Origin of the sequence: Anaerolinea thermophila UNI-1, assembly GCF_000199675.1 — a bacterium.
Lineage (GTDB): Bacteria > Chloroflexota > Anaerolineae > Anaerolineales > Anaerolineaceae > Anaerolinea > Anaerolinea thermophila.
Window position 1 is genome coordinate 2,621,080 of the sequence record NC_014960.1, and the last position, 21,295, is coordinate 2,642,374.

General features: G+C 53.3%; 23 protein-coding genes and 1 tRNA gene. 10 read left to right on the forward strand and 14 right to left on the reverse strand.

What is annotated here, in order from left to right:
- The first annotated feature begins 37 nt into the window (after window positions 1–37).
- Window positions 38–1,462: a LysM peptidoglycan-binding domain-containing protein gene (locus ANT_RS11870; RefSeq protein WP_013560770.1), complete on the forward strand. Its 1,425-nt coding sequence runs from the start codon at window positions 38–40 to the stop codon at window positions 1,460–1,462.
- A gap of 4 nt (window positions 1,463–1,466) precedes the next feature.
- A complete protein-coding gene (locus ANT_RS11875; protein ID WP_013560771.1) occupies window positions 1,467–2,210 on the forward strand; it encodes a suppressor of fused domain protein in 744 nt (247 codons plus the stop codon).
- Window positions 2,211–2,389: 179 nt separating this feature from the next.
- Here ANT_RS11875 and ANT_RS11880 read toward each other — a convergent pair whose 3' ends face one another.
- Window positions 2,390–3,256 (reverse strand): site-specific integrase, encoded by an 867-nt coding sequence (locus ANT_RS11880; protein WP_013560772.1) that lies wholly within the window; start codon window positions 3,254–3,256, stop codon window positions 2,390–2,392.
- A 278-nt stretch (window positions 3,257–3,534) separates the two neighbouring features.
- On the opposite strand from ANT_RS11880, the gene ANT_RS11885 reads away from it, so the two are divergent.
- The 4 genes from ANT_RS11885 to ANT_RS11900 all read left to right on the forward strand — a co-directional run bounded on the left by ANT_RS11885 (window position 3,535) and on the right by ANT_RS11900 (window position 11,718).
- On the forward strand, window positions 3,535–6,528 hold the full coding sequence (locus ANT_RS11885; protein WP_013560773.1) for a site-specific DNA-methyltransferase: 2,994 nt from the start codon (window positions 3,535–3,537) through the stop codon (window positions 6,526–6,528).
- A gap of 96 nt (window positions 6,529–6,624) precedes the next feature.
- Entirely contained in the window at window positions 6,625–9,840 is a 3,216-nt protein-coding gene (locus ANT_RS11890) for a DEAD/DEAH box helicase family protein (RefSeq protein ID WP_155818139.1), read from the forward strand.
- A 26-nt stretch (window positions 9,841–9,866) separates the two neighbouring features.
- Complete coding sequence (locus ANT_RS11895; protein WP_013560775.1) at window positions 9,867–10,964, forward strand: three-Cys-motif partner protein TcmP; 1,098 nt, start codon at window positions 9,867–9,869, stop codon at window positions 10,962–10,964.
- Window positions 10,965–10,995: 31 nt separating this feature from the next.
- Window positions 10,996–11,718, forward strand: a complete 723-nt coding sequence (locus tag ANT_RS11900; protein ID WP_013560776.1) for a DUF5131 family protein — start codon at window positions 10,996–10,998, stop codon at window positions 11,716–11,718.
- A 189-nt stretch (window positions 11,719–11,907) separates the two neighbouring features.
- Here ANT_RS11900 and ANT_RS11905 read toward each other — a convergent pair.
- Both ANT_RS11905 and ANT_RS11910 read right to left on the reverse strand, forming a co-directional pair.
- Window positions 11,908–11,980, reverse strand: a tRNA-Asp gene (locus ANT_RS11905).
- Window positions 11,981–12,088: 108 nt separating this feature from the next.
- Window positions 12,089–12,862 carry a hypothetical protein gene (locus ANT_RS11910; RefSeq protein WP_013560777.1) on the reverse strand — a complete coding sequence of 258 codons (774 nt, stop codon included), beginning with the start codon at window positions 12,860–12,862 and terminating at the stop codon, window positions 12,089–12,091.
- A gap of 129 nt (window positions 12,863–12,991) precedes the next feature.
- Between ANT_RS11910 and ANT_RS17435 the strand changes: the two genes are divergently transcribed.
- Window positions 12,992–13,177, forward strand: coding sequence for a hypothetical protein (locus tag ANT_RS17435; RefSeq protein ID WP_013560778.1), 186 nt, complete (start codon window positions 12,992–12,994; stop codon window positions 13,175–13,177).
- A 230-nt stretch (window positions 13,178–13,407) separates the two neighbouring features.
- Here ANT_RS17435 and ANT_RS11925 read toward each other — a convergent pair whose 3' ends face one another.
- Complete coding sequence (locus tag ANT_RS11925) at window positions 13,408–13,707, reverse strand: SWIM zinc finger family protein (protein WP_041455020.1); 300 nt, start codon at window positions 13,705–13,707, stop codon at window positions 13,408–13,410.
- Window positions 13,708–13,802: 95 nt separating this feature from the next.
- Window positions 13,803–14,012, reverse strand: coding sequence for a hypothetical protein (locus ANT_RS11930; protein WP_013560781.1), 210 nt, complete (start codon window positions 14,010–14,012; stop codon window positions 13,803–13,805).
- 179 nt (window positions 14,013–14,191) lie between these two features.
- Here ANT_RS11930 and ANT_RS11935 point away from each other — a divergent pair, with 179 nt between their 5' ends.
- The gene (locus tag ANT_RS11935) at window positions 14,192–14,596 is read left to right on the forward strand and encodes a ribbon-helix-helix domain-containing protein (protein WP_013560782.1); all 405 of its coding nucleotides are present in this window, start codon (window positions 14,192–14,194) and stop codon (window positions 14,594–14,596) included.
- Between the two features lie 20 nt (window positions 14,597–14,616).
- On the opposite strand, the gene ANT_RS11940 is transcribed toward ANT_RS11935, so the two are convergent.
- The 9 genes from ANT_RS11940 to ANT_RS17450 all read right to left on the reverse strand — a co-directional run bounded on the left by ANT_RS11940 (window position 14,617) and on the right by ANT_RS17450 (window position 19,256).
- Complete coding sequence (locus ANT_RS11940) at window positions 14,617–14,850, reverse strand: hypothetical protein (protein WP_013560783.1); 234 nt, start codon at window positions 14,848–14,850, stop codon at window positions 14,617–14,619.
- Between the two features lie 597 nt (window positions 14,851–15,447).
- A complete protein-coding gene (locus tag ANT_RS17440; protein ID WP_013560784.1) occupies window positions 15,448–15,615 on the reverse strand; it encodes a hypothetical protein in 168 nt (55 codons plus the stop codon).
- A 344-nt stretch (window positions 15,616–15,959) separates the two neighbouring features.
- A complete protein-coding gene (locus ANT_RS18010; protein ID WP_013560785.1) occupies window positions 15,960–16,082 on the reverse strand; it encodes a hypothetical protein in 123 nt (40 codons plus the stop codon).
- Between the two features lie 199 nt (window positions 16,083–16,281).
- Window positions 16,282–17,496: a hypothetical protein gene (locus ANT_RS11945; RefSeq protein ID WP_013560525.1), complete on the reverse strand. Its 1,215-nt coding sequence runs from the start codon at window positions 17,494–17,496 to the stop codon at window positions 16,282–16,284.
- Window positions 17,483–17,917 carry a hypothetical protein gene (locus ANT_RS11950; RefSeq protein WP_041454944.1) on the reverse strand — a complete coding sequence of 145 codons (435 nt, stop codon included), beginning with the start codon at window positions 17,915–17,917 and terminating at the stop codon, window positions 17,483–17,485. The genes ANT_RS11945 and ANT_RS11950 overlap by 14 nt, the downstream gene beginning before the upstream one ends.
- 73 nt (window positions 17,918–17,990) lie before the next feature.
- Window positions 17,991–18,131: a hypothetical protein gene (locus tag ANT_RS17445; RefSeq protein WP_013560527.1), complete on the reverse strand. Its 141-nt coding sequence runs from the start codon at window positions 18,129–18,131 to the stop codon at window positions 17,991–17,993.
- A 75-nt stretch (window positions 18,132–18,206) separates the two neighbouring features.
- Complete coding sequence (locus ANT_RS11955) at window positions 18,207–18,659, reverse strand: hypothetical protein (RefSeq protein ID WP_013560528.1); 453 nt, start codon at window positions 18,657–18,659, stop codon at window positions 18,207–18,209.
- Between the two features lies 1 nt (window position 18,660).
- Window positions 18,661–19,074 carry a hypothetical protein gene (locus tag ANT_RS16570; RefSeq protein WP_013560529.1) on the reverse strand — a complete coding sequence of 138 codons (414 nt, stop codon included), beginning with the start codon at window positions 19,072–19,074 and terminating at the stop codon, window positions 18,661–18,663.
- Window positions 19,075–19,091: 17 nt separating this feature from the next.
- A complete protein-coding gene (locus tag ANT_RS17450) occupies window positions 19,092–19,256 on the reverse strand; it encodes a hypothetical protein (RefSeq protein WP_013560530.1) in 165 nt (54 codons plus the stop codon).
- A 219-nt stretch (window positions 19,257–19,475) separates the two neighbouring features.
- Here ANT_RS17450 and ANT_RS11965 point away from each other — a divergent pair, with 219 nt between their 5' ends.
- Both ANT_RS11965 and ANT_RS11970 read left to right on the forward strand, forming a co-directional pair.
- Window positions 19,476–20,624 carry an XRE family transcriptional regulator gene (locus ANT_RS11965; protein ID WP_172634617.1) on the forward strand — a complete coding sequence of 383 codons (1,149 nt, stop codon included), beginning with the start codon at window positions 19,476–19,478 and terminating at the stop codon, window positions 20,622–20,624.
- Entirely contained in the window at window positions 20,621–21,130 is a 510-nt protein-coding gene (locus ANT_RS11970; protein ID WP_013560532.1) for a DUF4411 family protein, read from the forward strand. The genes ANT_RS11965 and ANT_RS11970 overlap by 4 nt, the downstream gene beginning before the upstream one ends.
- Window positions 21,131–21,295: the final 165 nt, after the last annotated feature.

Here is a 21,295-nt window from a genome sequence, read left to right on the forward strand (position 1 = left end):
CGCAAAAACGCCTTAACTTTCCCGTTATAATTACCGCGTGAAAACCTGGACCCGTTGGATACTTTTCATCAGCCTTCTGGCAATTTTATTGTCCTCTGTATCACCTGCACAGGCAGAAGACGAGGTAAAGCTCAACGCGCCCTCAAGCGAGGTCACTGCCTACGACCTGATTCTCGCTATGAACACCCTGCGGGTGTCAAACGGCTTATCCCCTTTGATAGAAGACCCCATCATCAACGCTGTGGCGCAGTCCACGGCTGAAATTATGGCGGCAAATCAAATGTCGTGGCATATTGGCAACGTCTCCGGGCGCCTGCAGTCGGCAGGGTACGGCGGTGGAGCTAAGGTGTTTGCGACTGAGAATTTTGCCGTTGGCAGTACCTTCACCATTGACGAAATCATGCTGGCATGGGCAGACCCTGACCACATGATTCCAGCCGTCAACCCGGCTTACTGTCATGTTGGCGCGGGAGTTGCCAGAGCGGCAAATGGCATGACCTACTATGTCCTTCAAGCGGCATACGTAGCGGGGAAATCCTGTGGAGAGTACCGCCCACCCGCCAACTACACCCCCAAGCCCGGCGAAACGCCGGTCAATCCTGGCGTGCCGCAAATCATCGTACCGGTTAAAGTCGCAACGCCAGACGCGGACGGTAAAATCTTCCATGTTGTCCAAAGCGGGCAATCGCTGTGGGCAATTGCCGTAGCGTACAAAGTCACCATCAAGGATCTGGAAATCTGGAACAACCTCTCCCGCAATGTCCCCCTGCAAGTAGGGCAAAAATTGTTCATCCCCAGCAGCAATACCGCTGGATACGCCACCCCCACCCCGGCATGGATGATTCAGAAAGCCACCCCGGATGCTGACGGAAGAATCGTCCATGAAGTTAAGGCGTACCAGACACTTATCCGCATTGCCGAGGCATACGGAACCACTGTGGACGCCCTGCTGGCGTACAACGGCATCCAGGCAGACTGGCCCCTGCAAATTGGACAGAAACTCATTATCTATCCGGGGAACATCACTCCCAGCCCAACCCCGCGTCCGCTGACGCCTATCGAAAAACTTACCCCCGCCGCCGATGGCAAATACTATCACACCGTTCAGAGTGGGGAAACGCTGGCGTGGATTGCCAAACTGTACGAGGTGAGCCTGAACGACCTGATGGCATGGAACGGGTTGAACGCCATGTCCATCATCCATCCCGGAGACCGCATCCTGTTGCAGGTCACTCCACCCGTGACACCGACCTTCACCCCCAGCCCTACCCTGCCGCCCACCGCTACACCCGTTCCACCGACGGCTACGCCCAGTCCCACGCCCACGGTGGTAGAGGTAACCCCGACCCCGGAAGGGACAGAATCAGGTATGTCCTCAGCGCCGTGGTTATGGGTGTTTCTGGCACTGGCTGTAGCGGGCGGTGTGCTGGTGTGGGTCTTTTCAAAAAAGAAAACAGAGTAAAACGATGGACGACAATTCTGCACCTGCCAGGAAAATAGAAAGCACGCCTTCCGGTACGCCCATTTACCGCTATGAACCACGCTCAAAACCGGCTGAGAGGGTAGTGGATTACCCCGATATGGAAAAGATCCAGCAGCACGTTGAGCGTTTCATCGGCAAAGTTGACATGGTTTACCACGAGATCATCTCCGATCTTGTGCATCTGGACATTTTCCTGGTAAATCCCACCCCTGAACGAAACTTCTTTACTCTGGTAACCAGCGGGATGAGCCAGCGCCCGATGAAAGCCCCGCCAGGTGCAGAGAAATTCCAGTATGCCGAATTAATGATTTGCTTGCCTTCCTACTGGCTTCTTACCGATGAAGCACTGCAGGATGAAACCTTCTACTGGCCCATCCGGCAGTTGAAAACCCTTGCCACATTTCCCCATGAGTACAATACCTGGCTCTGGTTTGGTCATACCATCGCCAATGGGGAACCTGCACGTCCATTTGCGCGCAACACAAAATTTTCAGGCATCATTCTAGGCCTGCCAGTTTTATCACCCCAGGATTTCTGGACGCTGGAAATCGCTGAGAATAAAACGGTATTCTTCCTCAGTGTCATTCCACTATACAAAGATGAAATGGAGATGAAACTCAAAAAGGGCTCTGAGGATTTGTTCGAACGCTTTGACCAACAGGGGGTGAACGAATTGCTCAACCTTAAGCGTCCCAGTGTGTATAAAAAGCGATGGTGGATTTTCTAAGTACGCGTTCGAGGACTGGATAGCATCCCCTCGATGGGGACCCTGAACCAAGTTTACCAATCGCTTCCTCTTTCGGGATTTTAAAATAAAAAGTGAGCGTGCAGGGATTCGAACCCTGAACCAATGGCTTAAAAGACTGCCTCTTCCTTTTACTGGAAGAGGCAGATTGCTGAAATCAGTTAGTTCATGATCTTATCGTAGATTTCCTGAAGTTCATCGTGAGAAAAACGTCCGTAGAAGTCAATCGTAACCTGAACATTAGAATGTCCCATGAGATGACTCACTATACCGATACTGACACCCTCTGCAAGTAATTTGCGGGCATAGGCATGGCGAAAGGAATGTGGGTTCCATTTTCCGGTTATTTCTGATTTGCGAGCCAATCGTTTGAACAACTGGTAAATTCCGTTTGGCTTCAACAAGAAGACACGTTGATCTTCCGTTTCCCCTCTCTTTTCTAACCAGTTCTCCAGGGCAATCGCAGTGCGAGAAGAAAAGAAAACCACACGCTCTTTTTGCCCTCCCCTCCCTTTTTCTAACACGATAGCACGCCGCTTATTTATATCCAAGCGATCTACGGTGAGACCGGCTACACCGCCTAATCTTACACCCGTGTCTGCTACAAATAAAACCAGCGCCAAGTCTCTTTCTGGCGTTCCTGTTTTTGATGCCGCATCTAACATTTTTGATAAATCCTCTGCTTGAATTCCTGCCGGGGATTTCTGGGGAAGAGGCGGACGCCTCAATTTTTTTGCTGGATTCATAGCAATGTATCCCTCATCAACTGCCCAGCGAAACAGCCTTTTCCATCCTCTAATAAAATTAAAAAGGGTATAAGGCTCACGATCATCTGTTCTCATCAAATGAAACAGATTGATAAGGTCGCTTGTAGTTATAGAATTTGTTTCTCTGTCTCCAAGATGAGCCACAAGGGGACGCAGATAGAAGACATACCATCTCAGCGTAGAATCTGAAATAAAACCCTTTTGTGACTCCAAAAATACGTCAACCAATTCTTTGACAGTGGGGGTTTTGTTTGTAATCATATTTACCTCCTCGACGATGTAAGTTTTGGTATCGAGGAGCGATTCTCCCACCTCAAAACGGCTCTGAAAGTTAAAAAATTTGCTATACTAATACCCAAAGACAAATCAGCCCCGCCGGTCTCCGCGGCGAGGCTGAGAAGGCAACGCGGTGAAGGCGCGTTGCGGCAAAACCTAGCATAGCAAATTTTTGCCGCCCGCGCAAGTGAACCGCAACTGCGCGGGCGATCATACTTAACAGGTAAGGACTTAATCAAATTTTTTTGATTTTGGAGTAACCGATGAGCGAGCCGTTGCAAAAATTTCAAAGCCTGCTCCGTGAATTGTTTGAGTTCGACAGCGCCGACCTGGATTTCGGCATCTACCGCATTATGAACCGCAAGCGGCAGGTCATTGAGCGCTTTATCACCGAAGACCTGCCAAAAGCCGTTGCCGAAGAATTGCGCAGCGGCGCGCTGGCCGAACAAGAGCAGGCGCGCAAGGCTCTGGAGGAGGCCCGCCGAAAAGTGCTGGACGCCTTGGGTGAAGATGCGCTGGACGCAAACGGTAACCTAGCCGAAAAGTATCGTGAGACCAAAACCGGCAAGGAGTACCTGGAAGCCCAAACAAAAGCTGCGGATACTCATCCCATCGAGGCGCTGGAAGCCGCCATTTACAATCACCTCTACACCTTCTTTAGTCGCTACTGGCAGGACGGCGACTTTATCTCCAAACGCCGCTACTCCAAGAAAGAACGCTACGCCATCCCCTACAACGGCGAGGAGGTGTATCTCTACTGGGCCAATCACGACCAGTACTACGTCAAAACCGGCGAGTACTTCACCGATTACACCTACAAAGCCCCCAACGGCGTGACCATACACTTCAAACTCCGGCAGGCCGATGTGGAGCAGAACAACGTCAAGGGTGATAAACGCTTCTTCCTGCCCGCGCTTTCGGACATTACTTGGGAAGAACCAACCCGAACGCTGATCATTCCTTTTGAGTTTCGCCCGCTCACCGAACAGGAGAACATTGCCTACGGGCAAAAGAACCAGCAGGAGGCCATCATTGCCAAAGCCGTTGCTGAAATTCCCAAGCGCGTCAAAAACACCGAAGCCCTGACTGCGCTCAGCGCGGAATGTCGAAAGAACGAGGACGACACCCCCGTGTCTCTTTTGGAGCGCCACCTGCGTCGGTACACCCGCCGCAACACTGGCGACTTTTTCATCCACAAAGATCTCAGGGGGTTTCTCTCCCGCGAATTGGACTTTTACCTGAAAAACGAAGTGCTCAACCTGGAGGAGATAGAGGCGGCCGGGGAAGATCTGGCCGAAGGTTGGTTTCAGCTACTGCGCCTGATCAAGCGCGTGGGAAACGCCATCATTGACTTTCTGGCGCAGATCGAGGACTTCCAGAAGATGCTCTGGGAGAAGAAGAAGTTCGTCACCGAGACCTTCTACGTCATCACCGTCGGCAACATCCCACAAGCCTTTTACCCGGAGATTGCCGCCAATGACGCGCAGTGGAAGGAGTGGCGGGCATTGGGGTTTTTGGAAAAGAAACCGGATGATCCAATTACCTTTCTGCAAGCCCACCCCACCCTGCCGCTGGATACGCGCCACTTCTCGCCGGACTTCACCGACCGCCTGCTGGCTTCCTTCGACAACCTAGACGAGATGACCGATGGCCTGCTGGTGCACTCCGAAAACTGGCAGGCGCTCAACCTGCTCCTGGAAAAGTACCGCGAGCGGGTGAAGTGTGTCTATATTGATCCGCCCTTCAACACCGGAAAGGACGACTTCTTGTACAAGGATGGATACCAGTATGCTTCATGGCAAAGCATGATGTCGGACAGACTGGGCTTATTGATAAACCTGTTTTCAGAGAGTGGTGTTTTCTTTTCTTCGATCAGTGATCATGAAATTTCTTCACTCAAATACTTGCTTGACCGAGTGTTTGGCCGGGTAAATTTTGTTGGCAACATTGAATGGAACTCTACTAAGACTGTAACAAACACAGCGTTGATTTCTGTGGGACACACCCATAACTTGGTATACGCTCGCCAAATTTCATATTTTACTCGTAATCGCCACCACTTTCGTCTACCAGATCCACTCGAGGGCTTCGAAAACCCCGATAACGATCCCAGAGGACCATGGAAAGCTGACCCTTTCCAAGTGGGAGGGATACGTCCCAACCAACAATACGAAATTGTTAATCCGAACACTGGTCGGGTTTATCGTCCCAACCCAGGATGTAGCTGGAAAAACGATTACGATACGTTCCAAAAGCTACTTAGAGAAGGCCGCATCGTGTTTGGTAAGACAGGTGAAGGCGGTCCACAACGTAAGCGATTCTTGATTGAGGCCGAGGAACGCGGTCGCGTATCAACCACTTGGTGGAATGATGTAGAAACGACCGCAGACGGTACAAGGTTATTACAAGACCAATTTAACTCCATAGTTTTCACTAACCCGAAGCCAGTTTCTCTAATCTCTAGAATCGTGCAACTTGGGACTCATGACATCAATCAAACTGTTCTCGACTTCTTCGCCGGCTCCGGCACCACCGGTCACGCCGTGATTAACTTGAACCGCGAGGACGGCAGGCGGCGTAAGTTCATCCTGGTAGAGATGGCGCACTACTTCGACACCGTGCTCCTGCCGCGCATCAAGAAGGTCACCTTCTCGCCGGAGTGGAAGGACGGCAAACCCAAGCGCACGGCCACGGCGGAAGAGGCCGAACGCTCCCCGCGCATCGTCAAGGTCATCCGCCTGGAGTCGTACGAGGACGCCCTCAACAACATCGCCTTCGACGAGGAGAGCGGCGCAAAGGCGCTGGAACTCTTCAAAGACGACTACCTGCTCCGCTACATGCTCCGGTGGGAAACCCGCAGGAGCGAAACCCTGCTGGATGTGGAGAAACTGCAAACGCCCTTCTCCTACAAACTCCACCTGTACCGCGACGGCGAAACCCGCGAGCATCCGGTGGACTTGCCCGAGACCTTCAATTACCTGCTGGGCTTGGATGTAGAAACGCGCCGGGTTTATGAAGACAACGGACGGCGGTATCTGGTCTATCGCGGACGTCTGCGCAGCGGCCGCACGACCGTTGTCATCTGGCGGGAGACCCAAGGGTGGATGGAAGAGGACTATAAGCGGGACGCAGATTTTATCGTTCGGCAAAAACTAAACGCAGACGCGGATGATGTTTTTGTCAACGGGGATTCCTTCGTTCCCGAAGCGCAGTCTTTGGATCCGGTGTTCAAAGAACGCATGTTTGCGGAGATATAGGTGTACCATGACAGACGTTCTTTTCAAAAAAGAAAGACAAAAGAGAATGGCGCAGATTATCCGAGAAGGCTTTGAGAGCATCAAAGGAGAATGAACATGCTGCATCGCAGTCGGACACTGCAACCCCAATCCCACACCGGCAACGACACCCGGGAATATACCAAACTGGAAAACCGGTTGATTCTTCTTGCCTATCTCAACCGCCTATTCGGATACGAGACCAACAAAGAACTGCTGTCCGACACACGCGATGTTGCGGAGGGTTTTGATGCTGAGGGGCGGAGTTATCTTTATTACCACCTCATCGCTCGCGGAAGCAAGGTCAAAATACCCGAGGATGCTCTGAAACGCTACGATGACAACATTCGCAATTACCTTGTAGCTGTCAATCGCGGTCGAGCCGAGCGGATCACCCTGCGGTACTTCCAATATCTGGCCGCGCTTTACACCGAAATCGTCCTGGACAATTTGTTCAATTACCGCAGCGAATTTCTAAAACGACTCAATACTTTCGTCCACGAGCAAAACTCCAAGAAAATTCCCGAAGAACAACCCTTTGAAGAATTTTCCGAAGACAACCTGACCAAGCTGGCTTTTTGGATGGCTACCGGCAGTGGGAAAACCCTGCTTTTGCACCTGAACTACTACCAGTTCTTGCACTACAACAAGGAAAATCTGGACAACATTCTACTCATCACACCTAATGAAGGGTTGAGTGAACAGCATTTGGCCGAACTGGCGGTTTCCGGTATCCCGGCCCGGCGCTTCGACCTAAACACGGGTGGACTGTGGAGTGACAGCCGGGACGTGGTGCAGGTCATCGAGATCACCAAACTGGTGGAGGAAAAGCGCGGCGGCGGCGTGAGTGTCCCGGTTGAGGCTTTTGAGGGGCGCAATCTCATTTTTGTGGATGAGGGACACAAGGGTTCGGGCGGCGAGGCCTGGCGCAAGTACCGCGACGCGCTGAGCAAGACCGGCTTCACCTTCGAGTACAGCGCCACCTTTGGGCAGGCGCTCTCGGCGGCGCGCAATGACCCACTCACCGCCGAATACGGTAAGGCCATCGTCTTCGACTACTCCTACCGCTATTTTTACGGCGACGGCTACGGAAAGGACTTCCGCATTCTCAATCTGCGGGATGAAACCGACGATGAAAAAACCGATTTGCTTCTTCTGGGAAATTTGCTTTCTTTTTACGAACAAAATTGCCTATACCGAGAACAACGCGAAGCATTGCGTTCCTACAATCTGGAAAAACCCCTCTGGGTGTTTGTGGGCAGCACCGTCAACGCGGTGTACAGCCAAAACAATCAAAAGCGCAGCGATGTGCTGACGGTGGCGCGTTTTCTTCACCGCGTTTTGGAAAACAAGCAGAATTGGGCGGTTGAAGCCGTCAAAAAATTGCTGGACGGTAAAAGCGGATTGGTCACAACGGATGGCAGTGACGTCTTTGCAGGTCGATTTCCGTATCTCAATGAAAAAGGCATCAAGCCCCAAGCATTGTACCAAGACATCCTCAACAGCGTGTTTCATGCGCCCGCAAGCGGAGCCCTGCATGTTTTCGGCATCAAGAACAATGCCGGGGAGTTGGGACTCAAAGCGGCCGGTGCAGATAAGTATTTCGGTTTGATTTACATTGGAGACGCAGCGGAGTTCAAGAAGCTTCTTGAAGAGGACTCATCGGGAATTACCTTGGGGGAAGATGCCATCTCTGCTTCGTTGTTTGAGAAAATCAACCGTCTCGACTCCGAAATCAATATCCTCATTGGCGCAAAAAAATTCATGGAGGGTTGGAATTCCTGGCGGGTTTCCAACATGGGATTGCTTAATATTGGCCGGAAGGAAGGCTCGCAAATCATCCAGCTATTTGGCCGCGGCGTGCGTTTGCGCGGAAAGGATTTTCTGCTCAAGCGAAGCTCAGCGCTTGGTGGCGATCACCCAAAACACATCAAATTACTGGAAACTTTGAACATCTTTGCCGTGCGTGCCAACTACATGGCGCAATTTCGTGATTATTTGGAACGAGAAGGCGTTGAAACGGATGAAGTCATTGACCTTCCGCTTTTTGTGTGGGCAAATGAGCAATTTCTCGAACGGGGATTGGTTGTGCCGCGCCTGGCCGAAGGGCGGGAATTTATCAACGAAGCACAATTTCGGCTCGATTTTGACTCCGATGTGAAAGTTCACGTTGATTTATCGACAAAGGTTCAGGCCCTGGAAAGCAGCGCACCGGGACTTTGGGAATCTCAACTTCGTTCGGGAATTGAAGGTAAGATACCCGCCGATAACTTAGCCCTGGTGGATTGGGAACAAATCTACCTTGATGTGCTTGCCTACAAAGAAAATAGGGGGCTTACCAATCTGGTGATCCCCAAAACAAATCTGCGCCGAATTATTGAAAACCCGGACTTCAATTACACCCTCGTCGCCGATGAATCGGTATTCAACCCTCGTACTTTCACCGATCGTAATGCGCTTCAACAAGCGGTTGCCGATATTTTGCGGAAATATGTTGACCGTTTCTACCGCCACAAACGGGAAGAATGGGAAAGAATGCACTTGGTTTACAAAACTCTGGATGAAAATGATCCGAACTTGGCTTTTAACCGCCATGTCAACGAAAATGGCAAACCGGCTTATATTGTCAAAGTTTCAAGATCAAAGCAAGAGATCATCGAAGCCATCCGAAAACTTAGCGATGATCTGCAAAATCTGATCAAGGGGGAAAACGGAAACCTGCCGCGGCTGAACTTCGACCGTCACATCTACTTACCGCTCTTACTGAAAAAGAATGATCTTGTGATCACTCAACCGCCTGCGCTGGAAGAGAGTGAAAGCCGCTTTGTCAAGGATTTGAGGGATTATTGGCAATCGGAGAGCAAAAATTCACCACCAGAGAAAGAAGTGTTCCTTTTACGCAATCTAAGCCGCGGCAAAGGCATCGGATTTTTTGGGGAAAACAATTTTTACCCCGATTTTATCCTATGGGTGCTGGACAATAAAGGACAGCGGATCATTTTTGTTGAGCCTCATGGCATGATTTACGCCAAGCCGTATAATCTTGACGATAAAGCGCGTCTGCACGAACGTTTGCCGGAATTGGCGGTAGACATAGCAAACCGAACCGGACGAACGGATATTCGTCTCGATTCTTTTATCATATCGGCCACTCCATATCCAGAACTAAGGATTAAATACGATGACGGTAGTTGGGATTTGGATCGTTTTACACAAAAGCACATCCTCTTTCCAAATCGCCCCCTTCTAGATGGAAAACCTTACGATTACATAAGAATAATCCTGGAAGGATGAATTCCATTTGCAAAAAGGGAACTTTTATGGCACCTCCACAAACCAAGTTATGGAAAATCGATCCGCATACCAAAGCCAAACATGAAATTTTGCGCCGTTATTTGGGTGCATGGTTTGGCATTCTTGGACAAAAGATTCCCAGGATAGTCTATATTGATGGCTTCTGTGGGCCGGGCGAGTACGAAGACGGAGAACCTGGTTCGCCCCTCATCGCATTACAACAAGCCAGGCCGCTTGCCACCAAGTATCAAAACACTGAATTCGTATTTATATTTATTGATGAGAGGAAAGACCGCATCGAGAACTTAGAGAGCAAAATTAGATCTGAACAGTATCCACAAAACATGCTTATTTTCCCCATCAATGGAACGTTTGAAGAGAAAATGTCTGAACTCTTCAGCGATCTTAGCGATGAAGGTGCTCTTTTAGCTCCAACGTTTGTTTTTATTGATCCATTCGGTTTTAGTGGTATCCCCTTTGACATAGTTGCAAAATTCTTAAGCAACCCTAAAACAGAAATTTTTATTAACATAATGGTAGATTCCATCAATCGCTTTCTAGACCATCCTAATCCTGAAATAAAAAATCATATTATTCGAATGTTCGGTACGTCTAAAGTAACAAAGGTTTTATCCGGTTCTGGAGACCGATTTCAGGCTTTAAGATGTCTATATCAAGAGCAGCTCCTAACTCACGCTAAATTCGTTCGATATTTTGAAATGAGAGATCAATATAATCAGCCCATATATTATCTTTTCTTTGCTTCATCTCATCGCCTAGGTCACCTGAAAATGAAAGAGGCTTTCTGGAAGGTGGATCCCCAAACAGGATACTTGTTTTCAGACGCAACCGATCCCAATCAACTTGTATTGTTTCAGGATGCCCCAATTGTCGAGTTAGCGAATATTTTAGCGAAAAAGTTTTGTGGACAAACGGTGACAACAAATGAGATCATTCACGATTTCGTTGAAGATCAAACTCCTTATACTGCCTCTCATGCCAAAAAGGCTCTCAGCATTTTAGAAAACGAACAAAAGATTAAGGTGTACGCATACAAAATGGACGGCTCACCTCGGATACGGAATTCATTTCCTGATGGAGTATCAGTGGAATTTCTTGTATAATAATAGAAACGATGTTCGAAAAGGTTGTGATATGGCTGGTAGCCGAATTGAATGGACTGAATCCACATGGAACCCTCTTACAGGTTGCAATAAGGTTAGTCCGGGTTGCAAACACTGTTATGCTGAACGGATGGCAAAACGCTTGAAAGCAATGGGTCAGGAAAAGTACAGGGATGGATTTCGATTAACATTGCATCCAGAAGTTCTCGAAGAACCCCTATCCTGGCATAAACCTCAGATAATCTTCGTCAACTCGATGAGCGATTTATTCCACGAGAACGTTCCTGTTGAGTTCATTCAAAGCGTTTTTGATGTCATGCGCCGCGCTTACTGGCACACTTTCCAGGTTCTTACTAAACGCGCCGAACGATTGCTTGAACTTGATCCAATTCTTGAATGGTCTGCAAATGTCTGGATGGGGGTTAGCGTTGAAAATCAGAATTACACCATCCGTATTGACCGTTTGAGGAACACTCATGCAAAAGTAAAGTTTCTATCGCTAGAACCTCTCTTAGGTCCAATTTCAAATTTGAATCTAGAAGGGATAAACTGGGTTATTGTCGGCGGCGAATCTGGACCGCATGCCCGTCCCATCAAGCCTGAATGGGTGCGTGAAATTCGTGATCAATGCCTTGCGAATCATGTTCCCTTCTTTTTCAAGCAATGGGGCGGAACGAATAAGAAAAAATCGGGGCGGTTGTTGGATGGTGAGAGATGGGATCAAATGCCGATACTTGTCCCTTCGGGGGACTAAACTAAAACAATCACCCAATCAATTTTGAAATAACATAAAAACGCAAGAGAGGGCTTTTCTGCCCTCTCTTGTGTTCCGTAGTTCGCGGATGCTCTGTCGAAGCGCTTTTATCATAGCAGTTATCTCGGAAAAATTCAAGTTTTGCAACAAAAAAGAGGGCTGGGTAAGCCCTCTTTTTCGGCAAGTGGGTGCCCCCGGCGGGATTCGAACCCGCATCTTACGCTTCGACAGAGCGCTATTCTATCCCTTGAACTACGGAGGCACGACCATTTGCCAAGGTCACCCTGGGCGGAGTTGCGCCGCCCCAAGACACTACGCAGGGTGAGGAAAAAGCCGGACGGGGTCGTCCGGCTCAGTTCCCGCAGGGGGGTTAGCCCGCATAGGCGGCTTGCAGACTGAGAAACGCCCGCGCCATGCGCTGCAAGCGGATGTTTTCGGGCTTGCCCTGGGGGTCAAATCCCTTGCCATCCGTGTTCGCAGCCCAGCGGATCCAGCCTTTTCCCGCCGCGCCGCTTGCCCACACCTCGGCAAGCGTTTTGTCTTTCATCTTGCCGAAGTGGATCACGGTCTGACCGGGGTCAGCCAATTCACCTTCCGCAGCCGGTTCAGCGGCAGGCGCAGGCTGTGGCGCATTCACTTTGCCGTTGCCGTTCGGGACGTTCTGGAAGTCCTTGTGAGACCGCAGCCCGAGGTACACGCTTTCCTGGAAGCCAATGTTGGATACGGCGTTCCCCAAAGCGTTGGTGATCGCTCCCTTCATGGCGTAGGCAATGTTGGCGTTTTCGCTGGCCCCGGTGGCATGGACGGAGCAGTTGTACTGGGTGTTCCCGTCAACAAGCTTGTACCAGAAGCGCAGGTGGGTGAGAACGGCCACATAAACGCCGTATTCATTGCCCCTCGCATTGGTGCGGGACTCGTAGCGGTGTTCCAGATCGCCGGGGGAAAATTCGTACCCCCAGCCGTAACCGCACAACCCGAAAATGTGATTCAGGACTTTCCGCATCCAGTTCGGGTCAATGTCGGTCAGGTCAACCGCTCCCGGTACCGCCTTGTACGCTCCGGCGGGCAACTCTTGGTCTAATTGCTGAACGGCTTGCTCCAGCGTCAGACCGGTCAAAGTGAAGATGGAAGAAAGAGTGGACATGGTAAAAACCTCCTTTTGCGCCCCCGTCCGCAGCCGGGAGCAATAACTAGTGTATTGCCCTGCTGCGTCAGGGGAGAGCCTCACGGCCTCGCTCCACCGCCTACCTTGGGTAAGCGGCAGAGGGAGACCGTGAGACCGGGAGATTTACCCGTCCCTTCCGCCTATGCGGTTGTTAAAGTTCTGCCCCTTGCGGGAAATCACCCCGGCGGACTTGCACCGCCTTATGCACTGTGCGGGGTGGAATTTTCATTGGGGCAGGGCTGGGTAGCCCTGCCGGTGTTACTCGCTCGCCTAAAATGGGATTTTGGTAGGTGATCCCATGACCCATCCACGTTGGGTTTCTATGAAAACCGCAAGGTGGATTTTTTGTCCTTTAGGACGGGTCAGGTAAACAATGACCCTGCCGTTGTCCTGGATGCGGATGATCTTTTGGATGATCCATTTCGTCCGTCTAGAGACCACCAGGCTGCCGGGCCGCCACTCGCCCCGGTCTGGTGTGGGAAGGGATTGGATTTCCACGACTGCCGAGGACGCCGAGGACATTGTTAACCTCCCTGCTGCACGAACAGAATATGCTTGCAGGGGAACCACTGCCCGTTAGATTCAAAGTCCGGGCAGGTGCAGCCAAAAGCAATACGCCCCTGCGCTTCTACCCGTGAAACCACATACAGCCGGGGATACCGCCGGTGGGTATGGCTCGACCATACCTCCCAGAGGGTGATGGTTTTGCCCTCACCGCGATAAAACTGCCGAGACTGAATTTGAAAGCAGTCTTTTTTGACAGCATCAAGCATTCGCTCTCGGCGTTTTGCAGCTTCGCTGCCGATAAAACCTCTTACGTTCATGGTCATCCTCCTTTGGGTCAGTGCCGCACCACTGACCCGGTGAAATGAATGGGTCAGTGGGCTGGAGCGGCAGCCCAAATTCGGACTAGATCGGACTAGAACGGGACTTCTTCGGCTTTGGCAGGTGGCACGTTGTAGTAGCGCATGACGCGGTACTTCCAACTCCACCACCCGCGCTCGATCACCTTGAAGCAGTCGAGACAAATCACGTACTCTTTGATGTCGTCCCAAACCCCAGCGGAGTAAGAGTAGTGATACCCGCCGGTACTAGCCACAATTGTGCGCCGATGAGGGCAGCGTTTCATAGCAATCCTCCTTCGGGTCGGCTCCGCGCCGCCGACCCAGGGGTATGAGTCGGCGGGTTGGCGCGGCAACCCGAAAGAGAGACAGGCGAGCGATATAACCTTGTTAAGGTGCGGGGGTTGACATTTGCAGCCATCTGTTATAACATCGTTATAACAAATGACCGCTCGGAGACATCTTGATGAAGATCAAAGGCTTTCGGCTTTCTGACGAAACTCAGACCCAGATTGCCTGGCTGGCTAAACGAAAGGGGGTGACAGCCACCGACATCGTCCGCATGGCCGTTGCTGAAATGTTCCAGCAGGAGATTGCACGCCTGCCCCGCTTCCGGTTGCGTGAACAGGTCTTGTATCTCAACGACCAACCTGTGGTGTTCTGCACCGACCGCTTGCTGACCGAACTCCCCGAAACGTTTCTGCTCCAGCTGGAGCACGGTACGGCTGACCCGATGGAGACGATGATCTATCTCATCTTCACTATCGCCCGCATCGGGGAGCCTGTCCAGATTGATGAACAGGCTCTGAATGACTTGATCGGCTGGTCACTCCCGTCCCTAAAAGGCGATCAGGATGAGGGGCGCGGGTAGCGCCCCTCAGGGGGCAAGAGTCACATCTTGGGGCGCATCATCGCGATGGACACCAGGATAAGGCGGAGGGTCTCCAGGGCTTCAGGCGAAATCTCGACCTGCCGACCTGCAAGAAACTCTTCCACTTCCTTCCTGACTTTCGGGTCTCGAATGCGCTTGCGAATCTCACACACGAGTTCCTGCGCTTCTTTCTCCGAAAGAACACGCCCACCGATGCGCACCCCACGCTCTTGCCAGTCACGGTTTCTTGGCATACCGCACCTCCAGAAGGAATTGGGGCGGCAACCGTCCTGGCGGGTGACCTTCCCCCGTCTTTTCGAAATAAGACGGCGGAACATCACGCTTCCGAAAACCTTTGTGGGTTGTTAAGGTGCAGTCCGGGTTTATCCGCCCGGTCGGGAATTTGGCATGGCGGGCAGGATGGGTATCCTGCCCGGCGGGGGATTGGACGCCGCAACCCGTTCCCGGCTGTGCCGGAGTTTGCGCCCGCTCCCCCAATCAAATTTGGGTATTGCAGGCTCTCACCTCCTTTCGGGTGGATTTTGGCGTCCGGCGGGCAGAGCCGGAATTGTGGAATGTGCGGCTTCCGTTTTGCCGCACACATCTCCCGGTCTTGAAGGGAATGTTTGTGACATTCCCTATCTTGCAGGAGACGCCTGTTTATTCCGCCCCGCCAAAACCGCCCTGCCGGAGTTGCACCGGCGGAACTACGAGGGCGGATGGCAGACTTGTTGCGTTTGTAAGGTTCTGCGCCCCTTGCGGGCAGGTCACTCCTGCGGGACTTGCACCCGCACATGGCACTGTGCGGAGTGAAGATGGAGATGAGCGGGTAGCCCACCTCATCACGGAACTTACGGATACTTGCGGTACAGGATGATTTGCCTCCCGGCACGCAGCAGCACAATCAACCTCAATAGGTTGAACGCCCCCATCATCACCACAGTGGCGATGACGGATACGATCAGCAGCAGTGCCAGAAGCAATATCACGCTTCCCGCTGCGAGTAAATAAGGCATCATCTTGACCTCCTTTCTCCCCTTCCGCACAGCAGTTTCCTGCCGCACAGAGAGGGAGAAAGGAGATTGTGCTATTTACCCGTGTTAATGTTCCGTGTTCTCACAGGGCTTGTGGCCACCGGGAGAAGTTGACCCGTGCGGACTTGCACCGCATTCCGGCACTGTGCCGGGTCATAACAAAAAAGCCAGAACCTGCCGCATCTGCGGGAAAGGCTCTGGCGGGTAGCCATCGCATCGGGGAGGCTTGTGGCCGTCCCTGAATTGTTGTTGTTCTGGTTGTATTATAACAATTTTTTGGTCGTGTGCAAGTAAAAAAAATACGCAGGCGGGTAGCCTGCGTATTGGCGTCAGCGCCGGACATACCGTTGCAATCTCTCTTCGATTGGGTAGTCGCGCTTCAGGTAGATCAACATCCAAATCCACCAGCCAACCATGCCACCGATGAGAAAAACAGCCAGAATGGTTTCCATCTCTGCCTCCCTGTGTAGTCTGAAATTGGTGTTTCAGACCGCCCGCGGCGGTCTCCACCCGGCGGGGAACACAACTCTCCTCACCCGGCGGAGAAACCGCCGGGACGGGGAGACAGAGATTGTGAAGATTCTGCTTTTTGGCGCTTCCGCCAGTCGCACCGTAGGGACTTGCACCCTGCTCCGCACTATGCCGGTGCGCTCACCATTCCTCCGCCCACAGCGGATCTTCCTCGTTCACCTCCGCAAACTTGCCCGCAATCAGCGTCTCCACGTCCGTGGCACAGCCGTGCGCCGCTACGTGACGGCAGTCCGCCGCCAGCACCCCGCGCTCCTCCACGTTGCGCGCTACAAGCATCACCCGTCCGCCGTTGAGTTCTGCATTCATGCGCCACTTGGCATTCCCCTCATGCAGGCGCGTGCCGGTTTCCACTTCGACGTACCCTCTCTGCCCGTCCTTTGAGATGCACAGATCCGGGCGCGCGTTGCCCTGCACCTCGGGCAGAATCTCCACCGTCCATCCCCGCAGTCTTGCAGCGGTGGCAAACAGCAATACTGCCAGGGTATGCCCTTCCTGCTTCTCGCCTTCGTGGTCCTTCAGCAGGCGCTCCCACTCGCCCTCCACCACCTGCCAGCCCAATGCACGGCAGAACTGCCTGCCTTCCTCGCTCAGCCGCGCCACCGCCAGCCGGGTGGGCATATTCCCGGTGACGCTCATCGAAAGCGTCTGCCGCACAATCAGCCCGCTCTCTTCCAGCGCCTCGAACACCCGCCGGATGGCGCCGCTGCGGTACTGCGCACCGGTGGCATCTCCCACGTACCGCCCAATCTCGACCTGCACGTTCAAGCCCTCCGCCAGGCACTTCAGCACCATCCCCCGCCGCTTCAGGTGCAGTTCCTCATCCGCCCTGCTCATCTGCCCGCGCACCTGCCAGCGGTATTCATACGCTCTGGGGATTTTCGGCATCACAAACCCCGCCAGCCGCCCCTCCGACGCAACCGGGACCGGAGGGGGTGCAGCGGGCAGCAGCGGATTGTCCACATCCACCCTGCGCTGGTAGGGTGACGCCTTTGCCAGCGCCAGTTCCCGCTCCAGCGCGGCAATCTTCGCCTGTAAGGCGGCGATTTCCGCCGCATGACCGTTGCCGTTCCCGTTACCGTTGGACTTGCCCCAGCCTGCCTGCGGTGTCAGCGAGACTGCCAGAAAGAAACTGCGCCAGTCCTCCGGCTTCCACGTCCCCGGCGCGCCCGGGTCCAGTTGCCGCATCCGCTCCAGACGCTCCCCGTCCAGCCGGTACGCCAGTTCGGTCAGCACCCCCACCAGCGCGCGCACCTTGCGCTCCGCCATGTCGCGGAAGCCGCGCTCCGCCGTCAGCAGGTCATCCAGCATCTTCAACCGCAGATCATCCGCCGCCATCCAGCGCCTCCAGCGCCGCCTGTACCGCCGCCACTGCGGCGTTGTACTCCCCGATTCCGCTCGCCCATTCCAGCACCGCCTGCGCCGCCGCATCCACCTCTGCCCGTGCCGCAGCCAGGCTCTCCACCTTCTGCGTGGACAACCGCCGCCGCACAGCGCCCACCTCAACCTGCACCCGTGCCGGGTCGGGACGCTCCCCCGCCAGCAGTTCTGCCAGCCGGTTGGTATCCTCCAGCAGCTGCAGGCGCTCCGCCCGATACGCCTGCTGGAGCTTGCGCACCTGCCACTCCTGCCAGGTGAGCAGCCGCCCGCCTTCCGGGGTAAACACCCGTCCCAGCGCCATCAGCCCCAGCAGCGCCAGAAGTGTCATCACCGCGTACCATCCGCTCTCTTTCTTCACACCGCTCAAATCAATCTCCACCTGCACCTCCTCTTGAGAAAACGGCTGTGGTCGAGGGGTGCGCCCCCAGTGAGCGCCTGCCCTCCCTTGCCGGTCACTGCATCAGGCGCAGCAGGGTGCGGGTCAGCCCCGCGTAGTATCCCGCCAGCGCCTCGGTCAACAACCGTCCCACCATTGCCGTAAGAGCCACTCGAATCAGCATCGCCCACATGGCGCCTGCCAGACTTCTGGTCATCGCTCACCTCCAGTATGGGATGATGAGCGTCCACGCCCCGGTGACGTCGGACTGCCCCGGGGGTTCCTTCCGACGTCACTGCAATCCGGCAAAGCGCATTCGGGCGTTTACAGCCGTCCGAATGGTCACCTCCTGTCCGAATGTAACCATGAGAGGCACACGGGCCTGTGCCCGGCACTCCGCCTGTCCGTTCTCCCAGTCCAGCCGCAGGGAAAGGCTGGGGGAATACTTCACCGCGCTCTTCTCCTCCAGCATCTGGTAGAACGTGTTCTGCGCCCGTCCTACCAGATACCAGTTCTGAAGGTAGCGGTCGTCCCTGATCCGCTGCCACGTTGTCCGGTCGGAAATGCTCCAGGACACATCCTCACAGGCGGCATCCGTCGCCTGCGCCAGCCGTCCGCGCACGTACAGCAGTCGTGCGCCGTCTCCAACCAGCATCAGCAGCGGAATGAGCACCAGTCCCAGAAACGCCGCCGTCCATGCCAGGCTGGAGCCGCGCTCCCGTTCTCGCCGGGTTTTGGGAATCATCTCACCAGCCCTCCTGCCGGAATATAGCGTTCGCCCGTCCCTGAAACTCTGCCGGGGTGGATACCCCGAACAGCCTGCCCAGCCCGCCGAAGTAGTTCGGCACCCGGTAGGTCACCGATACGGTGATCGGGCTGCCGGGCTGTCCGCCGCCCGTCACGGATACGGTGTAGTTGCCCACCCGCACCGCTGAGAGTTTGTTCTGCGCCGCAGCGTAGGCGGCGCTGACCGGCGCAGTCTGCGCCATGCTTCCCATGCGCGCTCCGTACTCGGCGGCGTTCGCGGCGTTGATCGCCGCAAAGCCCAGCAATGCCAGGTTCACCAGTCCCAGCGAGACCAGCAGCAGGACGGGCAGGGCGAAGGCGGCTTCGTCCAGTTCCGCGCGGCGCGATCCCAACCGTTGTATCCACCGTCTCATCCCTGCCCTCCTTGCGCCTAACTGCCCAGCGTGGTTGCTAGCTGCTGGAACTTGGCAGCAATCGCCTGACCCAGCGGGGACAGACCCACAATTGCCGCGATGACGAACAGGGCGATGAGCAGGGCTTTTTCGTCCAGCTCAGCCCGCGCAGATTGAAGACGAACGTACAGTTTAGCAAACATACAACAACCTCCTTGAAATGAAATGGATTTAAAGCAAAACGAGCACCACCCCGGGGCAGGGGCTTTTGGTGCACGTCTGCCTGTATCATACCGAAAACGAACCGTTCGCGCAAGTTGCGCAGTTGTACTGCGTGTTTTTTACATCCCTCGTATAATAAAGATATGAATCCGTCAGGCAGAATTTCATCTTCTCCTCGTTTAAAAATCACCCCATCCCTGTTGAAATGGGCCCGAGAACGCTCGCTGCTGGATTTCAATACCCTTGCTCGAAAAACAGGGGTAAAACCAGAAGTGCTCCAGTCGTGGGAACAGGGTGAGACAGCGCCTACCTACCGTCAGGCTGAGAAACTGGCGCATGCTCTTCACATTCCTTTTGGATATCTTTTCCTCTCCCAACCCCCCTTTGCGCCTTCTGCCGTCCCTGACTTCCGCAGATTACCCGAATCCCAGATTGGACGTTTCAGCCCCGAACTGGAATCCGTGCTGAATGATGCAAAGCGTAAACAAGCCTGGCTGCATGAATGGCGGGTTGAGGAAGGCTTTTCGCCTTTGCCTTTTATCGGAAAATTTTCTCCGGAAGATAGCCCTCAAACGGTTGCAGAACAGATTCGTTCCGTCCTGGATCTGCCTTCCCCAACCGCTAAAGGGTTATATTCCTGGAACGAGCATTTACAAAAGCTGGTGAAACATGCCGAAAAAGCCGGTATAGCGGTAATTCGCAACGGCGTTGTCCTTTCCGATAACCGCCGTCCGTTGAGTGTGGAAGAGTTTCGCGGTTTTAATTTACCTGACAATTATGCGCCGGTCATTTTCATCAACGCTCAGGATAGTATTGCAGGGCAGATCTTTACTCTTGCCCATGAACTGGCCCATCTTTGGATTGGGGCAGGGGGCATCTCCAACCCTTTGACCGCCGATAACCCACTGGATACTTCCGAAACCGAACGGTTTTGTAATCGCGTTGCCGCAGAACTTCTGCTCCCTCAGAACCCTTTTCTAGAACACTGGCCATCTGGAACAACAACGCTCCCTGAAATCCTGAATGCGGCTCAACAGCTTGCCAGAGAGTTCAAAGTCAGCGCACCCGCTGTTTTGCTCCGGGCCTGTGAATTGAACAGACTGGATGCCCCTCTTTTTCGTGCTGCATACGAAGAAATATACCGGCAGGTAATTCCACTTAGAAAGAAAACAGGCGGTGGAAGTTTCTATGCTACCTGGCAGGCCCGCAACAGCCAGACCGTTGTCACCGAAGTTCTTCAGGCGTTGAGACAGGGAAAGGTCCTTTATCGTGACGCGGCTCGCCTGCTCAATACCAACCTCGCTACCCTTGAGAAAGCCCTGAACAGGATGAAAACAGGTCGACTATGAAGTATTGCCTGGATGCCAATGTATTCATTGAGCCCAGCAAAGGGTGGTATGCTTTTGACATCGCTCCTGCATTCTGGGATGCCTTACTGGAATGGAGGCAAAAGCAAATCCTGTGCAGTATTTTGCCCATTTATGATGAGATTGTGGAGCACAAAGAGCAAAACGCCCTGGTGAGGTGGGTAAAAGAACATGGGAAGGATTTCTTTCTCCCCCTTGACGAAGATGCCTGGATTGAATTCGGAAACATCGCCGATTTGGTAAGGCGCCGCTATGAAGATCACATCGCAGAGGATTTTCTCGACTGTTCAGATCCCATGGTGATCGCATATGCCAGAGCGCACGGCCTGATCGTTGTGACTGAAGAGAAGTGGAAGAACGAGGACCAAAAATCTAATGGTAAGGTGGGCGGAAAGAAAATTCATATTCCCAACGTTTGCCAGCTTGTTGAGGTGCAGTGGATCAGCACCGTGGAAATGCTCAGAGATTTGAAGTTCCAGTTTAGGTGAAATTTTAGCCGGTCAGAAAGTATTGCGCAGTTGTACTGCGTGTTTTTTGCCCCTTACGGGGGCAAAAACGGGCAGTTTTACCGCGTTTTCGGGCGTTTTACGCAGTACAACTGTAGTTGTACGGAATGTTTTGCGTTATAATCTCAACTGGAAAGTTCATCTGAG

What these genes read in the sequence shown, in the direction of transcription:
- ANT_RS11875 (WP_013560771.1), top strand. Translation starts at nt 1,467, where the DNA reads ATGGACGACAATTCTGCACCTGCCAGGAAAATAGAAAGCACGCCTTCC.
- ANT_RS11880 (WP_013560772.1), bottom strand. Translation starts at nt 3,256, where the DNA reads ATGATTACAAACAAAACCCCCACTGTCAAAGAATTGGTTGACGTATTT.
- ANT_RS11885 (WP_013560773.1), top strand. Translation starts at nt 3,535, where the DNA reads ATGAGCGAGCCGTTGCAAAAATTTCAAAGCCTGCTCCGTGAATTGTTT.
- ANT_RS11890 (WP_155818139.1), top strand. Translation starts at nt 6,625, where the DNA reads ATGCTGCATCGCAGTCGGACACTGCAACCCCAATCCCACACCGGCAAC.
- ANT_RS11895 (WP_013560775.1), top strand. Translation starts at nt 9,867, where the DNA reads ATGGCACCTCCACAAACCAAGTTATGGAAAATCGATCCGCATACCAAA.
- ANT_RS11900 (WP_013560776.1), top strand. Translation starts at nt 10,996, where the DNA reads ATGGCTGGTAGCCGAATTGAATGGACTGAATCCACATGGAACCCTCTT.
- ANT_RS11910 (WP_013560777.1), bottom strand. Translation starts at nt 12,862, where the DNA reads ATGTCCACTCTTTCTTCCATCTTCACTTTGACCGGTCTGACGCTGGAG.
- ANT_RS11925 (WP_041455020.1), bottom strand. Translation starts at nt 13,707, where the DNA reads ATGAACGTAAGAGGTTTTATCGGCAGCGAAGCTGCAAAACGCCGAGAG.
- ANT_RS11930 (WP_013560781.1), bottom strand. Translation starts at nt 14,012, where the DNA reads ATGAAACGCTGCCCTCATCGGCGCACAATTGTGGCTAGTACCGGCGGG.
- ANT_RS11935 (WP_013560782.1), top strand. Translation starts at nt 14,192, where the DNA reads ATGAAGATCAAAGGCTTTCGGCTTTCTGACGAAACTCAGACCCAGATT.
- ANT_RS11940 (WP_013560783.1), bottom strand. Translation starts at nt 14,850, where the DNA reads ATGCCAAGAAACCGTGACTGGCAAGAGCGTGGGGTGCGCATCGGTGGG.
- ANT_RS17440 (WP_013560784.1), bottom strand. Translation starts at nt 15,615, where the DNA reads ATGATGCCTTATTTACTCGCAGCGGGAAGCGTGATATTGCTTCTGGCA.
- ANT_RS18010 (WP_013560785.1), bottom strand. Translation starts at nt 16,082, where the DNA reads ATGGAAACCATTCTGGCTGTTTTTCTCATCGGTGGCATGGTTGGCTGG.
- ANT_RS11945 (WP_013560525.1), bottom strand. Translation starts at nt 17,496, where the DNA reads ATGGCGGCGGATGATCTGCGGTTGAAGATGCTGGATGACCTGCTGACG.
- ANT_RS17445 (WP_013560527.1), bottom strand. Translation starts at nt 18,131, where the DNA reads ATGACCAGAAGTCTGGCAGGCGCCATGTGGGCGATGCTGATTCGAGTG.
- ANT_RS11955 (WP_013560528.1), bottom strand. Translation starts at nt 18,659, where the DNA reads ATGATTCCCAAAACCCGGCGAGAACGGGAGCGCGGCTCCAGCCTGGCA.
- ANT_RS16570 (WP_013560529.1), bottom strand. Translation starts at nt 19,074, where the DNA reads ATGAGACGGTGGATACAACGGTTGGGATCGCGCCGCGCGGAACTGGAC.
- ANT_RS17450 (WP_013560530.1), bottom strand. Translation starts at nt 19,256, where the DNA reads ATGTTTGCTAAACTGTACGTTCGTCTTCAATCTGCGCGGGCTGAGCTG.
- ANT_RS11970 (WP_013560532.1), top strand. Translation starts at nt 20,621, where the DNA reads ATGAAGTATTGCCTGGATGCCAATGTATTCATTGAGCCCAGCAAAGGG.